Source organism: Streptomyces sp. CNS606, from assembly GCF_000426325.1.
This window is the reverse complement of sequence record NZ_AUFD01000008.1, coordinates 49,053-62,590: the sequence shown is the minus strand read 5'-3', so window position 1 is coordinate 62,590 and position 13,538 is coordinate 49,053. Positions and strand designations below refer to the sequence as shown.

Genomic DNA, 13,538 nt, shown 5'->3' with positions numbered 1-13,538 from the left:
ACCGCGATGGAGCTCGCCCTGGTCCTGGTGATCATCGCGGTGGGTCTGACCTTCGACTTCACCAACGGCTTCCACGACGCGGCGAACGCCATCGCCACCTCGATCTCCACCCGCGCCCTCACCCCGCGCATCGCGCTCGCGCTGGCGGCGGTGACCAACTTCGCCGGCGCCTTCCTGGGTACCGAGGTGGCCAAGACGGTGGGAAGCGGAATCATCGGCGCACCGACCGGCGTGGACGGCCTGCTGATCGTCCTCGGCGCGCTCGTCGGCGCCATCGCCTGGAACATCCTCACCTGGTGGCTCGGCCTGCCCACGTCTTCCTCGCACGCCCTGATCGGGGGCCTGGTCGGCTCCGCGCTGGCCGCCGCGGGCACCGTGCACTGGATGGGAGTGGTCGACGACGTCGTGCTGCCGATGATCCTCTCGCCGATGGTCGGCATGACCCTGGCCTACCTGCTGCACGCGGGCCTTCTCTGGGTCTTCCGCCGCGCCAACCCGCGGAAGGCGACCCGCCGCTTCCGTATGGCTCAGACCGTCTCCGCCGCCGCCATGGGGCTGGGCCACGGCCTCCAGGACGCGCAGAAGACGATGGGCGTGATCGTTCTCGCTCTGGTCACCGCCGGCTGGCAGGAGTCCTTCGACGTCCCGCTCTGGGTGATCGCCGCGGTCGCCCTCGCCATGGCGCTCGGCACCTACAGCGGCGGGCGCCGCATCATCACCACACTCGGACGGCGCATCGTCCACCTGGACCCGCCGCGCGGCTTCGCCGCGGAGTCCGTCGCCTCGTCGGTGCTGTACACCACGGCGTTCCTGTTCCACGCGCCGATCTCCACCACGCAGACGATCACCTCCGCGATCATGGGCGCGGGCGCCACACGCGGCCTCGCCGCCGTACGCTGGGGAATGGCCCGGACCATCCTGGTCGCCTGGGTGCTCACCCTCCCCGGCGCGGCGCTCGTCGGCGCTGCATCGTTCTGGATCCTGCATCTGGCGACCGGGATCTGACCTGCGGAGGGCGCCATGCGCTTCCTGCACCACCCGCCGCCCCGCGACGACTCCCCCGCCCGTACGGCCCCCTCCGGGAGCCCCGGCGCGGCGCCCCCGCCGGAACGGTCCGGGACGCCCCGGCCCCCCGCCGCGCCTCCGGTCCCGGACGGCATGCCGGAGCCGCGTCCGTACGGGCATCTCGGCCCCGAGGACGGCGCCTGCCTGATGGAGACGGCATCCCTGCTGGGCGCCGGGCCCTTCACCGACAGCCCTCGCGGCACCGACCCCGCCCTGGCCGCCCTCGCCCGCTCCGTCAACGACTCCGTCGGCGACCGGGCGCGCCGGGCCCTGCGGCCGCTCGCCGCGGACCTGGCCGACGCCCGCCCCGCCGACCGCGGCTTCGCCCCCCGCCTGATCGCCGACGTGCTGCACGCCGCCCGGGAGGCGGTCCCCGCCGCGCGGGGGCTCGCCGCGCGCGAGGCGCGCTGCCGCGCCCGCGCGCGCCGGGTGTCGGCGTCTCCCGGCGGACGGACCGCCGCGGCGCGTGACACCGTCTGGTGGCGCGGCCCGGGCCGGCACCACCTCGAACACGCGCTGCGCGTACTCCTGCGGGCCCCGGACGCCGAACGGCGTCTGGTCGCGGTCCTGCACGACGCCGTCGGCGCGGCCCGGCGTGAGACCGCCGGCGACGCCCCGCCGGTCGCCGGTGCTTCACGCGCCCCCGGTGCCGCCCCGGTCGCCTCCGCGAATCCGCCCCACCCCTCGTCCCCCTCGGCTACCGTCGGCTGAGCCCGCCCCCGTCCGGCCCGCGGACGGGGCCGACCCCGAAGGGTGGCGACCGCCGATGCCGCAGGACATGCGCCGGCCCGTGTTCTCGCGGCTCTACATCCGCTCGTCCGGCCCCGCCATGGAGCGGGCCGGCGGGAACAGGCACCGCCGCCGGCTGCTGGCGGGCCTGCACGGCGAGGTCCTGGAGGTCGGTGCGGGCAACGGCCTGAACCTCCCGCACCACCCTCCCGGCGTCACCCGCCTCGTCGCCCTCGAACCCGAGCCCCGCCTGCGCGCCGACGCCGAGGCGGCTGCCCGGACCGCTCCCGTACCGGTGGAGGTGGTGGACGGCGTCGCCGAACGGATCCCCGCACCGGACGCCTCCTTCGACGCGGCCGTCGCCTGCCTGACCCTGTGTTCGGTCGCCGACCAGGGCCGTGCCCTCGGCGAGATCCGCCGCGTGCTGCGTCCGGGCGGTGAACTGCGCTTCTGGGAGCACGTACGCGCCGACTCGCCGCGCATGCGGCGCGTCCAGCGCGCCCTGGACGCCACCGTGTGGCCGCTGCTCTGCGGCGGCTGCCACACCGGCCGCGACACCCTGGCCGCGATCACCGCGGCCGGCTTCTCCCTCGGCACGGTCGACCGCTTCGCCTTCCCCGACGTCTCCGTGCCCTGGCCGTCCGCGCAGTGCGTCCTGGGGACCGCCGTTGTCAGTGCCGCCTGAGACGCTTCGGCGCATGGAACCCGCGAAGACCGTCGAAGCCCTCTGGCAGCGTATCCAGGACCGTGACTGGCCCGGCGCCGGCGCCCTGCTCGCCGAGGACGTCGTGGTGGAGTGGCCCGTCAGCGCCGAACGCATCGTCGGCCGGGACAACTTCCTCCGCGTCCAGTCCGAGTACCCGGAGGGCTGGTCGATCCGCGTCCTGCGCATCGTCGCCGACGGCGACCAGGTCGTCTCCGAAGTCGAGGTCCCGCACGAGGAGATGGGCCTGTTCCGCGCCGCCTCCTTCTGGACCGTTCGGGACGGCCTCGTCACCGCGGGCCGCGAGTACTGGACGGAGCCGGGCGCCGACCCCTCCCCGCAGTGGCGCCACCCGTACGTCCAGCGCCTCTGACGGCCGCGCACACCCTCTGGTGCCGCGCCGCGCCGCCGCCTACCGTCCTGGTGCATGACGTTCTCGATCGTGGCGCGGTCCGGCGCGGCCTTCGGTATAGCGGTGGCCAGCAAGTTCCTCTCCGTCGGCGCGGTGGTGCCCGCCGCCGACGCGGGGGCGGGCGCGCTCGCCACCCAGGCCACGGCGAACCTCCGGTACCGCCCGCAGGGGCTCACCCTGCTGCGTACCGGAGTCCGGCCTGCCGACGTCGTCGCCGGCCTCGTCGCCACCGACGGCGAGCACGCCCACCGCCAGCTCGGCGTCGTCGGGCCGCACGGCGACGGCGCGACGTACACCGGCGAGAGTTGCCTCGACTGGGCCGGCGGCACCTCCGGCGACGGCTACGCGATCCAGGGCAACATCCTCACCGGCCCCGAAGTGATCGACGCCATGGAGGCCGCCTGGCTCGAGGCCGCCGACGCCAACCTCGACCGGCGGCTGCTCGCCGCCCTCGCGGCGGGCGACGCCGCGGGCGGCGACCGGCGCGGCCGCCAGAGCGCCGCCCTCCACGTCGTCGCCCCCGGCGCCGGCTACGGCGGCATGAACGACACCGCCTGCGACCTCCGCGTCGACGACCACCCGGACCCCGTCGCCGAGCTGCACCGCCTGCTCGACATCCACACCCTGCTCTTCGGCACTCCCGACCCCGACACCCTCCTCGACCTCACCGGCGACCTCGCCGAAGAGGTCCGCCGCCTCGTCGCCATCCGCGGCCACACCACCCTGGAGACCTGGGCCGGCGTCGAGAACCTCGAGAACCGCCTCGTTCCCGGCAGGATCGACCCCGTCGTCCTCGCCCACCTCCGCGCCCCCGACGCACCGGGCTCCTGACGCCCGCGCCTCGGGGCGAGCCCGTCCCGCCCCACCGGCAAGCGGCTCGGGTCTCCCCCGCACCCTCCCTGACCCGGCGTCAGCCGGAGGGCCTGCCACCACGGCTGGACCGCCCGCCGGAGAAACACGCGCCTGCACACGCATTCGATGCGCCGGAAGGGGCACTCGGTCGGCAGGCAACACGAACCCGGGGCCCTCAACCCCGTGGTTCCCACCCGCTCCCGCACGCGGAACGTGCAGGAGACGCGGTACCGGCCCCGTCGACGAGACACGGGGCCGCACACCGCAAAGGTCCTCAAGAGGGGAACAGCGCATGATCATTCTCGGTCTCATCCTCCTCCTCGTCGGCATGTTGGCCGGAATCGGCCTTCTGACGACGGTCGGCGGCGTCCTCATCGTCGTCGGCGCGGTCCTGTGGATCCTCGGCTCCACCGGCCGCGCGGTCGGCGGCCGCAAGCACTTCTTCTAGACGCGCGCGCCGGGGCGCGAGTTCGGACGCACCCGCGATCCGTCCACCGACCCACGTCCGGCGCGGCGGTACGGCCATCACGACGAGGCGCGGCGGGCCCGTCCGCCCCCGGTGCACCGGACTTCCCCGGCGTACCGGAACGACGGGCCCGCCGCGCCTCGGCACCCGCGCGAGAGGCGTTCCGACCTGTGCCCGTACGACTCCCTCGAAGTCCTCCTGAACGGTGCCCGCCTGACCGACCTCGTCCCCGCTCCCTTCCGCCGGCGACCCGCCTGGGAATTCACCTTGCGCTGATGCGGCAGCAGTCAGGCCGCCCTTCCTCTCGTGGAGGCACGCCGGGCGGCACGCACGCGCAGGGCCCCGGAGACGGTCACGCCGGTACCGGCCAACAGCAGCGCCACGCCCGTACCCATTACATTCGGTGCGTGGGTGATCCACCGCGAACCGACCCGGGTGGCGGTCACCTCGACAGGGTCTTCCCGGCCGTCGTGGTCGACGAAAGTGAGCCGGGTACGCAGCGAGGGCGGTTCCGGCCGCCGGGGTGGGCCCCCGGGACGATGGGCGATCAGCGCGTCCTGCCGGGCCTGACGCTGGATCTCCCCGGCCGTCTCGATCTGTGCGCGGCTCATGCCGAAGCAGTGCCAGACGGTGCCGCCCTTCTCCACGCGCGTCTCGTGACAGCTGATCCGGGTGAACGTCTGCGTCTCCAGGCCCGGCGCTCCGGTCCCGACGGCGATCACTCCGCCGCCGGCCATCAGCAACAGCGCTCCCACACCGAGCCGTACCGCCCCCTTGCCCCTGCCGGACCGTCCCGCCGCGCGCACCTCGTCCATCCCGGCTCCCCCCGTCGTCGGACGCACGGGGCAAGCCTAGAAACGGCAGCGTGAGCCGGGCAATGCTCAGCCGGTACCGCACGCGTCACCGTTCCGTCCCGGCAAGGCCCGCCGGGCGGCATATCTCAGGCGTGAACGCAGTCCTGTACGACCGTGCGGGCCAGCGACGACTTCGGCTCACCCAGCTCGGCCTCGATGGCCTCGGCCTTGGCGTCGTCGAGTGTGACCGCGGCCGACCGTGCCGCCCCGAGCGTCATCCGCGCGACGCGCGCATCGGACGACGGCAGCCCGGAGCCCTCCTGCCCGGCCCCGTCGCGCCGGTCATCGCACTGCGCGGCACCATCACGCAACTCCACTGCGGCCGTGGCTACTTCGGCCCAGAACCGTTCGTCCGCGCGACCCGCCACACCAGGCTCGCGGAAAGTACGCAGGGCGACCGCCTTCCGCTGCACCTCGGCAGTCACGGGCCCGGCCAACTCCCGTCGGCGAAGGGCCGAGACGGCCGCTTCGGTGGAAGCCACCCGGGCCGCCACGGCGTCGGCTCGGAACTCCGCACGTCGCGCACCCGGCAGCGTGAGCCGCACCAGCAGACGCGCCGCACTCCGCCCCACCCACTTGGGCAGCCACAGCATCCCGTCCGCCACCCGGCTGCCCACGTCGTAGCGTCGCGCCGCCTCGGCCATCTTGTCCGCGTGCCGGGACAGCGGGGACCTCGCGGTGAACAGCGGCTCCACCGAGGAGAGTCGACCCGCCTCACGCTCGGTGCTCTCCGACAACGCACCGAGCGCGCTGCTCACCACGAAGCCACGGCGGTCGTCACCCGATACGAAGTGCCCCACTTCGTGGGCGACTGCCGCGACCCGCTCCTGCGGTGCAAGGGTGAGCCAGAAGGGCAGGCCGATCTCCAGCCCCCGCCTGCGCCGGATGCCGTAGGCGAAGGCCCGTACGGCGAAATCCGGGCTCACCTGCACGACGTGCAGCCGCCCCGCACCGGCCGTGTCCGCGATGTCGTCCAGCAGGGCGAAGAGGGCCGGCGCGTCCGCCCGTCGCAGCGTGGGCAGACCGGGGTCGAGCCGGCTCACCCGCGGACGCAGAAGGGCGGCGAACCCGAGCAGCAGCAGGCCGATCAGCGGCTGCACGACCGTCTCCCAGCCGAGGACGACCAACGACAGTCCACCCGCGAGCAGGCCCGCCGTAAGCAGATGCGTCACCGCGGCGATGCCGTACGCCCCGGCCCTCCGCCACCCGACCCGATCTCTCGCTCCACCCGCCTCGGCCTCGGCGGCGACTCTTCGCACCTTCACGTGACCTCCCCCGTCTCGCTCTCCGAAGCATAGGAAACACGGGCGGATCCGGCGAGAGGGCCGACGAAGCGCGAAGACCCGCCAGGGGTTGGTCCTCCGGGCGAGAACGTCTCCGTCGGTTCGTTCGTCGGCGGTCACGGCGGCCCCTGGCTCCCGGACGAACCCGACAGGATCGCCCCCGCTGGAAGCCCGTCTGCCCCTACCACGAGCCCACACGATGACACCTGTCATCAGCCGCTTTACAACGCCGTTACAGATTGCGGTCATCGCGTCACCGCTGGAACATCGATCACGCAGGCCCGAGCTGCCGATCCCCCGTGGCCTGCGCGGTGCCACGTCGTCCGCCGGCGGCGGGCACCGCTTCCGCTCCCGTGTGACAGTTCCGTCGCGGGACGGGGCGGCGTCCCAGCGCGGGGAGATGGGACGCCGACACAGCACGCCCCCGCCCGACTCCCAGCGGGCGGGGGCGCCTTCACTCGTCCGGGGTCACCGGGGCTCGGCCATGGCTGTGCCGCGCTTCTCACGGCGGCCGGCCCCATGAACACGTACGTGCACGTCGTCCAGGAGACCCGGCGCGAGGCGGTCAGCCACATGGATCGCCTGCTCAGGTGCCGCCCCGACCGCGACAGACCGTCGCCGTTGACGTCAGCCCTGGATGTCGATGACCCCCGGCCGTGATCGGTCGGGGGTCCTCTTTGCTGGTGGGCGCAACAGGGATCGAACCTGTGACATCTGCCTTGTAAGGGCAGCGCTCTACCGCTGAGCTATGCGCCCGGGCTGGGGTGAGGTAACAGAGTACCCTGCCGCCGCAGACCGGGGGCAAACGCGGGCCGTGTGTTCCGGGGAGGCGGGTGGGAGAATGGCCGGGCGATCCACTGGCGGCGGCGACGGGGAGAGACACAGGTGACAGCGAGCGGCGGCGGCACCCGCCGATGGGGATGGGGCGGCGGCCGGGCCGAGAACAAGCGTGCCGACGCGCAGGCCGCGAAGGACGCCGCAGCCGCCTCCTTCTACGAGCTGGACACGGCGCAGCGCGACCTGCGGATCTCCATCGAGACGATCACCGCCGTGGACGACTCGCCGCAGGGGCGCAGGGCGGCCGCGGACTTCGCGGAGTTCGGGACGCGGATCGACCAGGTGAGTCACCGCTACATCGCCGCCGTGGACGCGCACGACCTGGACCGGGACGACCTGGACGCGGGTACGGCGGCCCGCGCGCGGGCCGAGCTGGATCAGGCGCGGGGCGAGCTGGAGCGGACGAAGGCGGACCTGGAGCGGTTCCGGCAGGGGCTGGGGTCGCTGCTGGACCGGGCGGAGACGCAGTTGGCGCAGCTCGCGCCGGCCGTGGAGCGGGCCCGGCAGGGGCTGCTCGCGGCGACGACGGCACTGGAGGCCGTACGGGCGTCCGGGCTGAAGGCGGACGACCTGGCGGCGCGCCTGGCGGCGCTGTCGCCGGAGCTGACGCGGCTGAACGAGGGCGCCGGGCGCCACGGGGTGGCGGAGACGCTGCACCGTGCCGACCGGGTCGTGCGGGAGGCCGAGACGATCCGGCGGGAGGCGGACCGGCTGCCGGAGCGGGCGGCGGAGACGGACAAGCGGCTGGCGTCGCTCCGGACCCGGGCGCAGGCGCTGCACAACCGGGCGGGCAAGGTCGAGCCGGTGCTGAGCGAGCTGCGGCGTCGTTTCGCGCTGGCGTGCTGGGAGGACCTGCAGGCCGTGCCGGAGGAGGCCGCGCGGGCCGTGCGGCAGGCGGAGGAGAAGCTGGGGGAGGCGCAGCGGGCGCGGGAGGAGCAGCGCTGGCCGGACGCGACGTCGCTGCTGGCGACGGTGCGGGCGCTGCTGAACACCACCGACGAGGCGGTGAAGGCGGCCGGGGACCGGTTGCAGCGGCTGAACGAGGTGAGTTTCGACCACACCCGCGAGGTGGAGAAGGCGCGGTTCGCGATCCGGGACGCGCAGCGGCTGGCGATGGCCGGTCGCAGCACTCCGGACCCGCGGCACGCGCAGCCGCTGGACCGCTCGGTGGAGCGGGTGGATCGTGCGGTGGCGGGGCTGACCGGGCGGCATCCGGACTACTGGCGCTTCGTGTCGGAGCTGGACGCCGTGCGGGACGCCGTGCAAGAGGTGGTGGATCAGATCCGGCGGGAGATGGCCGGCGGGTGACACGGTGACCCCGCCTCGGGGACTCTCCTCTGACCTGGGACGACGTACGCGGCTATGCTGCGTCGCATGCCACGTTACGAGTACCGCTGCCGCGAGTGCGGAGCCACGTACGAGCTTCGGCGCCCGATGGCGCAGTCCGCCGCGCCCGCGCCGTGCCCGGAGGGGCACCAGGACACGGTGAAGCTCCTGTCCACGGTCGCGGTCGGCGGCACGGCGAGTGCCCCTGCTGCCGGGCCCGGGGCGGGCGGCGGTGGCGGTGGCTGCTGCGGAGGCGGCTGCTGCGGCTGACCCGGACGGGACTGCCACCCGCGCCGTGCACGAGCGGCAGGCCGCGGGCCGTTCACGCGGCGCGCAGCGCCTCGCGCAGGACGCGTTCGCCCGCCGCGACTCCGCGCTCGGGCAGCGCGGTGATGTGCGGGGCGTGCCAGCCGGTGTCGGCGAGTTCGCCGTGGCCGGGACGCCAGCCGGCGTCGGCGTGGTCGAGCAGGTCGGCGTCCAGCAGCGAGTCTCCGGCGGCCAGCGTCCGCGTGGCGCCGGTACGGCGGGCGATCTCGGCGATGGCGGCGCTCTTGGTGAGCGGTCGCGGCACGGCGTAGATCTTGCGTCCCTGGAGGGAGACGGTCCAGCCGTGCGGACCCGCCCAGTCGGCGAGTTCCTTGACCCAGGTGTCGGGCAGTTCGGCGCGGTCGACGACGAGGTAGGCGAACAGGTCCTCGGCGACGCGTTCCTTGAGCAGCCACGCCGGGTCGGCGGTGCGGCGCAGGTGGTCGCGGACCTCGGCGAGCGGCGCGCAGTCGGAGAGGTTCCGGCGCACGTGGGTCTGCCAGTCGGGGTCGGAGACGCCGTCGACGAGCAGGTGCCCGCCGTTGGCGCAGACCGCGTACCGAGCGGGAGGGCCGGGCAGGTGGATGCGGTGATACTGCTCGCGGGTGCGGGTGGTGGTGGGGACGAAGAGCGTGGCGTCGGCGACCTGCGGGAGCAGCGCGGCGGCGGTCTCGGTGACATAGGACAGCGGGCGCTGCTGGTAGACCTCGACGCACAGCAGGCGCGGGGCCCGGTGGTCCGCGACGGTGAGGTTCAGGGCCGCGGCCGAGTAGATCAGCGTGCGGTCCAGGTCGCTGGCGAACAGCGTGCTCGCGGTGCGGGGGCTCTCCGTGCGCATGGTCACCGCGTGGCCTCTCCGGCCGTCGTGACGGCCTTTCCGTCGGCGCCGGTGGCACCTCGTGTGTAGCGGGGGTGGATGAGCCCCACGCAGGTGTACGGCAGGTCGTCGGTCTCCTCGACCGGCACGCCGCGCTGTTCGGCGAGCAGGCGTACGTGGTCGAGGTCGGCGCCGGCGTCGCGGCGGGCCAGGATGCGCCAGGGAACGCGGCGGAGCAGCACCCGGGTGGTCTCGCCGACACCGGGTTTGACCAGGTTGACGTCTCCGATGCCGTACGCGTCGCTGATGCGCTCCACCGCCCGCCAGCCGGCCCAGGTGGGGGCGCGGTCCGCCGGGTCGGCGGCGAGCAGGGCGCGGACGTCGTCGGCGACCGCGTCGCGCACGTCGGCGAAGCGGGCGGCGACGGCGTCGAGGAAGTGGCGGGAGAGGTCTGCGCCGGCCAGTTCGCGGTAGAACTTCGCGCCGTGGAAGTCGTGCGGGCCGACCAGGTCGGCACGCAGCACGGTGCGGGAGACGAGGCCGGAGACGGTGGAGTTGAGGCAGGCGGAGGGGATGAGGAAGTCCTCGCGCGTGCCGTAGGTGCGTACGCAGCCGCCGGGGTCGGCGAGCACCGCGATCTCCGGGTCGAAGCCGGGGAACGGTTCGAGGGCGGCGGCGAGTTCGCGGGTGATGGCGCCCTTGCCGGTCCAGCCGTCGACGAAGACGACGCCGGACGGCTCGTGGCGGGCGGCGAGATGGCGCAGCGCGTTGGTGTCGATGCCGCGGCCCCGGACGATGGACAGCGTGTAGTGCGGCAGGTCCAGGCCGTGCGCGTACCGGGCCCACCGCCGCATCAGCACGCCGACGGGCGTGCCGGCGCGGGCGAGGGAGGCGAGGACGGCGCCGTGGCCGCGTTCGGCGAGCACGGTCTCGGTGACGGTGCCGACGGCGCGGGCGATGCGGGCGGCGGAGACGTCCAGGGCGCTGTGGAAGAGGCGCTGGTACTCCTCGCTGGGCTGGTATTCGACGGGCAGCGACTCCGCGTAGTGCGCGCCCCCGCGCTGGATGGCCTCTTCGCGTTCCTCGGTGGGCGCCTCCAGGGTCACCCCGGACAGGTCCTGGAGGAGCCAGCCCACGTCCTCGGGGTCGTAGGAGGAGAAGGAAGGGCCGCGCAGAGGCTGCGGCAGCGGGGTGTGGGAGGGCACGACGGCGAGCAGGACGGCGCCGGTGTGCGGGGCGAGGCGGGCGAGGAGGCCGCCGGGGGCGTGCAGGTCGGGGGTGTCCCCCGGCGTGTCGGCGAGGACGACGACGACGTCGAAGCGGCGGGCCGGGTCGGCTCCGGGGGCGACGTTGTAGGTGTAGCGCTCGCCGGGGCCGTCGGACGGGTCGTCGTGTGCGGGGAAGGAGAGGCGGGTGCGGATGGCGTACCCGGGGTCGTCGACGGGGAGGACGGGTGAGCGGGTGGTGGTGGAGAAGCGGACCTCGGCGCGGTCGCCGAGGTGGTCCTGCAGGGCGCAGGCGAGCCGGACGGGGACGTACATCAGCTCCTCGCAGCCCAGCACGAGCACGCGCGGCGGGTGCGGGGGGCCCGGGAGGTGCTCCGGTCCGGCGGGGACGCCCGCCGCGGCGAGCGCGTCGGCGAGGCGGGCGGCCATGCCGGGCAGTGCGGTCTCCAGACGGGCCCGGTGGGCGGGCAGGAAGCCGTGGCGTCCGCCGTCGGGGACGCCGAGCGGCCAGCCGAGGTCGATCCGGTGGGGCGCGGCGGGGACGGCGGCGGGTGCGTCGGCGGTGGCCGGTTCGGGGGTGGCCGAGGCGGCGGGGTCGCGCTGAGCGGCGGGGTCGTGCCGGGCGACGAGGGCCTGGCCGCGCTCCAGGGCGTCGGCGGGGAGCCGGACACCCCCGGTGGCGAGGGCCACGACGTCGACGGTGGAGCCCAGTTCGGCGGCGAACTTCTCCAGGGAGGCACGGTCCTCGGCCGACCGCATGTCGACCAGGGCGACGACGACGTACCGCCGTCGCGGGTACCGGGCGTGCAGTGCGCGAAGAGTGTTCCGGACGGTGTTGCCGGTGGAGAACTCGTCGTCGACCAGCACCAGCGGACCGTCTCCGGCCAGCAGCGCCGGGTCTTCGGGGAGCAGCAGGTGGCCGGTGGCGTGGCTGTGGCTCTCCTCGAACGTTCCCGCCTGGGTCGCGCCGGGGACCCTGCGGCGTGTGGAGTGCAGGTACGGCACCGGGCCCAGGCCGTCGGCGACCGCGTGGCCCAGTCCGGTGGCGGTCTCGGCGTAACCGAGGACCACGGTGCCGCGCAGCGCGGCTTCGTCGGCGGTGTCGTCGCCCGGGACGAGGAGTTCCCACACCCGGCGGCCGAGTTCCAGACCCGCGCCGTACACCCGATGCGGACGCTGCGGAACGTGCTTGCCGAGCACGTCCGAGACCAGCAGGTGCGCACGCTTGGGGTTGCGCCGCAGCGCGAGGCCGACCAGCTCCCGCACGCCGCCGGTCAGTTCGACGCCCAGCTCGCGTGCGACCCACTCCCCCGGCCAGACTCCGCCGTCCGGGCCCGGTATCCGTTCCGTCACGTCCTCGCTCACCTGACTCCAGCCGCCAGCAGTTCCACGAAGCCCACACCCTCGCGCGCCACGCCGAAGGCCTCGGCCCTCAGCAGCGTACGTTCGGCCCACGCGCGGTGCGGCTTCACCTCGTTCATCTTGTTCGTGTACGCGGAGCGCAGCACGCCTCCGCCCCCGCGCTCCGGGCGCAGTATGTCGGTCGCGTCGCTGTACTCCTCGTGCGAGACGACGGACAGCGCGTGGACCGGCGCCACGTGCGAGGGGTGTATGCAGGTCTTGCCGAGCAGACCGTTGGCGCGGTCCAGCTCGATCTCGCGCAGCAGGCCGTCCATGTCGTGCTCGATCAGCTCGGCGCGGAGCCCCTCCGCACGGCCGCTGTGGAACGGGCTGCTGCGCAGCTGCGGCTTGAACATACGTTCCTGCAGACGGAAGTACTCCCACACCGGGCCGGTGACGGTGAAGCCGGTGCCGTCGGCGCGGCCCAGCACGTTGACCACGTCGCCGATGACGCCGGCGACGAGCTGCACGTCGTAGGCGGTCATCTCAGGCGTACGCCGCAGCCCGTAAGCGGAGCAGAAGTCGGTGACGCCGAGACGCAGGGCGAGCACGCGCTCGCGGTACTTGGTGACGGCCCTCGAGATCCCCGCCAGGGTCTCGGCCCGGCTCTCCAGGTGGAGCAGCTCCGGCGACTCCAGGACGGGCATGGCGAAAAGTCGCCGTCCGGCGAGTGCCTCGGCCTCGGTGACGGCTTCCAGGAAGGGCACACCGCGGTCCTCGGTGAACTTCGGCAGCACGAACCCGGCGAGGAGCTCGGCGCCGCGTCCCAGGCGGCGGATCAGGTCGGTGATCTGCCCGGGCGTCCGCACGCGGACGAACAGCAGCGGCAGCCGGTCCCCCGACCGGCCGGGAGGCAGGGCGGCGAACTGCCGCACGAGGTTGTCCTCGGCCGCCGCCACGTCGGCGTCGTCGATGGAGTCCTCCAGGCAGAGCACCATGGAGACGACCCCGCGCCCGGCCTGCTTGACGATGTCGGCGGCGAGTTGCGGGCGTGTCGCGGGGCTGTAGAGGGTCGCGCCCAGGCACGTGCTGAGCAGGCGTTGCGGCGTGCCGACGTCGAACGCGACCGGTTCCCGGTGGAACAGCTCGCTCCGGAGGTGCGTCGGGAGATGCCCGAAGTGCCGCATGAAACAACCGCCTCCCCGTGTGCCGCGTTCCCTGCCGTCCTGTCCCGGAACGACGGGATCCGGCCGCTCATCGTACGTTCGGGAGGGGCTGCGGAGTTCCCGAGGAGGTGTAATCCGCGTTACCCGGAGGTACC

The 13,538-nt window shown here is 74.2% G+C and carries 13 protein-coding genes and 1 tRNA gene; 8 read left to right on the top strand and 6 right to left on the bottom strand.

What is annotated here, in order from left to right:
- Window positions 1-6 precede the first annotated feature (6 nt).
- The 6 genes from K304_RS0105380 (at window position 7) to K304_RS32725 (ending at window position 4,209) form a co-directional block, all read left to right on the top strand.
- On the top strand, window positions 7-1,005 hold the full coding sequence (locus K304_RS0105380) for an inorganic phosphate transporter (protein WP_027762912.1): 999 nt from the start codon (window positions 7-9) through the stop codon (window positions 1,003-1,005).
- A gap of 15 nt (window positions 1,006-1,020) precedes the next feature.
- A complete protein-coding gene (locus tag K304_RS27410) occupies window positions 1,021-1,776 on the top strand; it encodes a hypothetical protein (RefSeq protein ID WP_199779561.1) in 756 nt (251 codons plus the stop codon).
- Window positions 1,777-1,831: 55 nt separating this feature from the next.
- A complete protein-coding gene (locus K304_RS0105370) occupies window positions 1,832-2,479 on the top strand; it encodes a class I SAM-dependent methyltransferase (RefSeq protein ID WP_027762911.1) in 648 nt (215 codons plus the stop codon).
- 13 nt (window positions 2,480-2,492) lie between these two features.
- Complete coding sequence (locus tag K304_RS0105365) at window positions 2,493-2,870, top strand: nuclear transport factor 2 family protein (RefSeq protein ID WP_027762910.1); 378 nt, start codon at window positions 2,493-2,495, stop codon at window positions 2,868-2,870.
- Window positions 2,871-2,924: 54 nt separating this feature from the next.
- Window positions 2,925-3,740 (top strand): DUF1028 domain-containing protein, encoded by an 816-nt coding sequence (locus K304_RS0105360; protein ID WP_027762909.1) that lies wholly within the window; start codon window positions 2,925-2,927, stop codon window positions 3,738-3,740.
- Between the two features lie 313 nt (window positions 3,741-4,053).
- A complete protein-coding gene (locus K304_RS32725) occupies window positions 4,054-4,209 on the top strand; it encodes a hypothetical protein (protein WP_106965524.1) in 156 nt (51 codons plus the stop codon).
- A gap of 305 nt (window positions 4,210-4,514) precedes the next feature.
- Here the strand turns inward: K304_RS32725 and K304_RS27405 are convergent, their stop codons facing one another.
- From K304_RS27405 to K304_RS0105335, 3 genes are all read right to left on the bottom strand, one after another.
- Complete coding sequence (locus K304_RS27405) at window positions 4,515-5,069, bottom strand: hypothetical protein (RefSeq protein WP_027762908.1); 555 nt, start codon at window positions 5,067-5,069, stop codon at window positions 4,515-4,517.
- A gap of 98 nt (window positions 5,070-5,167) precedes the next feature.
- Entirely contained in the window at window positions 5,168-6,346 is a 1,179-nt protein-coding gene (locus tag K304_RS0105345; RefSeq protein ID WP_027762907.1) for a M48 family metallopeptidase, read from the bottom strand.
- Window positions 6,347-7,045: 699 nt separating this feature from the next.
- Window positions 7,046-7,120: transfer RNA gene (locus K304_RS0105335), tRNA-Val, on the bottom strand.
- Between the two features lie 129 nt (window positions 7,121-7,249).
- Here K304_RS0105335 and K304_RS0105330 point away from each other — a divergent pair.
- Window positions 7,250-8,509 carry a hypothetical protein gene (locus tag K304_RS0105330; protein ID WP_027762906.1) on the top strand — a complete coding sequence of 420 codons (1,260 nt, stop codon included), beginning with the start codon at window positions 7,250-7,252 and terminating at the stop codon, window positions 8,507-8,509.
- A 66-nt stretch (window positions 8,510-8,575) separates the two neighbouring features.
- A complete protein-coding gene (locus K304_RS31965) occupies window positions 8,576-8,797 on the top strand; it encodes an FmdB family zinc ribbon protein (protein ID WP_027762905.1) in 222 nt (73 codons plus the stop codon).
- Window positions 8,798-8,849: 52 nt separating this feature from the next.
- On the opposite strand, the gene K304_RS0105320 is transcribed toward K304_RS31965, so the two are convergent.
- Genes K304_RS0105320 through K304_RS0105310 form a run of 3 tightly spaced genes read right to left on the bottom strand, consistent with a single transcriptional unit; the run spans window position 8,850 to window position 13,404 of the window.
- Complete coding sequence (locus K304_RS0105320; RefSeq protein ID WP_027762904.1) at window positions 8,850-9,671, bottom strand: hypothetical protein; 822 nt, start codon at window positions 9,669-9,671, stop codon at window positions 8,850-8,852.
- Window positions 9,672-9,673: 2 nt separating this feature from the next.
- Complete coding sequence (locus K304_RS0105315) at window positions 9,674-12,241, bottom strand: phosphoribosyltransferase (protein ID WP_106965523.1); 2,568 nt, start codon at window positions 12,239-12,241, stop codon at window positions 9,674-9,676.
- Window positions 12,238-13,404 (bottom strand): HpcH/HpaI aldolase/citrate lyase family protein, encoded by a 1,167-nt coding sequence (locus tag K304_RS0105310; RefSeq protein ID WP_027762902.1) that lies wholly within the window; start codon window positions 13,402-13,404, stop codon window positions 12,238-12,240. Before K304_RS0105310 ends, K304_RS0105315 begins: the two co-directional genes overlap by 4 nt.
- Window positions 13,405-13,538: the final 134 nt, after the last annotated feature.

Bases quoted from the DNA above. Each gene is read 5' to 3' on its own strand.
- K304_RS0105370 (WP_027762911.1), top strand. From the start codon at position 1,832: ATGCCGCAGGACATGCGCCGGCCCGTGTTCTCGCGGCTCTACATCCGC.
- K304_RS0105320 (WP_027762904.1), bottom strand. From the start codon at position 9,671: ATGCGCACGGAGAGCCCCCGCACCGCGAGCACGCTGTTCGCCAGCGAC.
- K304_RS27410 (WP_199779561.1), top strand. From the start codon at position 1,021: ATGCGCTTCCTGCACCACCCGCCGCCCCGCGACGACTCCCCCGCCCGT.
- K304_RS0105310 (WP_027762902.1), bottom strand. From the start codon at position 13,404: ATGCGGCACTTCGGGCATCTCCCGACGCACCTCCGGAGCGAGCTGTTC.
- K304_RS0105360 (WP_027762909.1), top strand. From the start codon at position 2,925: ATGACGTTCTCGATCGTGGCGCGGTCCGGCGCGGCCTTCGGTATAGCG.
- K304_RS0105365 (WP_027762910.1), top strand. From the start codon at position 2,493: ATGGAACCCGCGAAGACCGTCGAAGCCCTCTGGCAGCGTATCCAGGAC.
- K304_RS0105380 (WP_027762912.1), top strand. From the start codon at position 7: ATGGAGCTCGCCCTGGTCCTGGTGATCATCGCGGTGGGTCTGACCTTC.
- K304_RS31965 (WP_027762905.1), top strand. From the start codon at position 8,576: ATGCCACGTTACGAGTACCGCTGCCGCGAGTGCGGAGCCACGTACGAG.
- K304_RS32725 (WP_106965524.1), top strand. From the start codon at position 4,054: ATGATCATTCTCGGTCTCATCCTCCTCCTCGTCGGCATGTTGGCCGGA.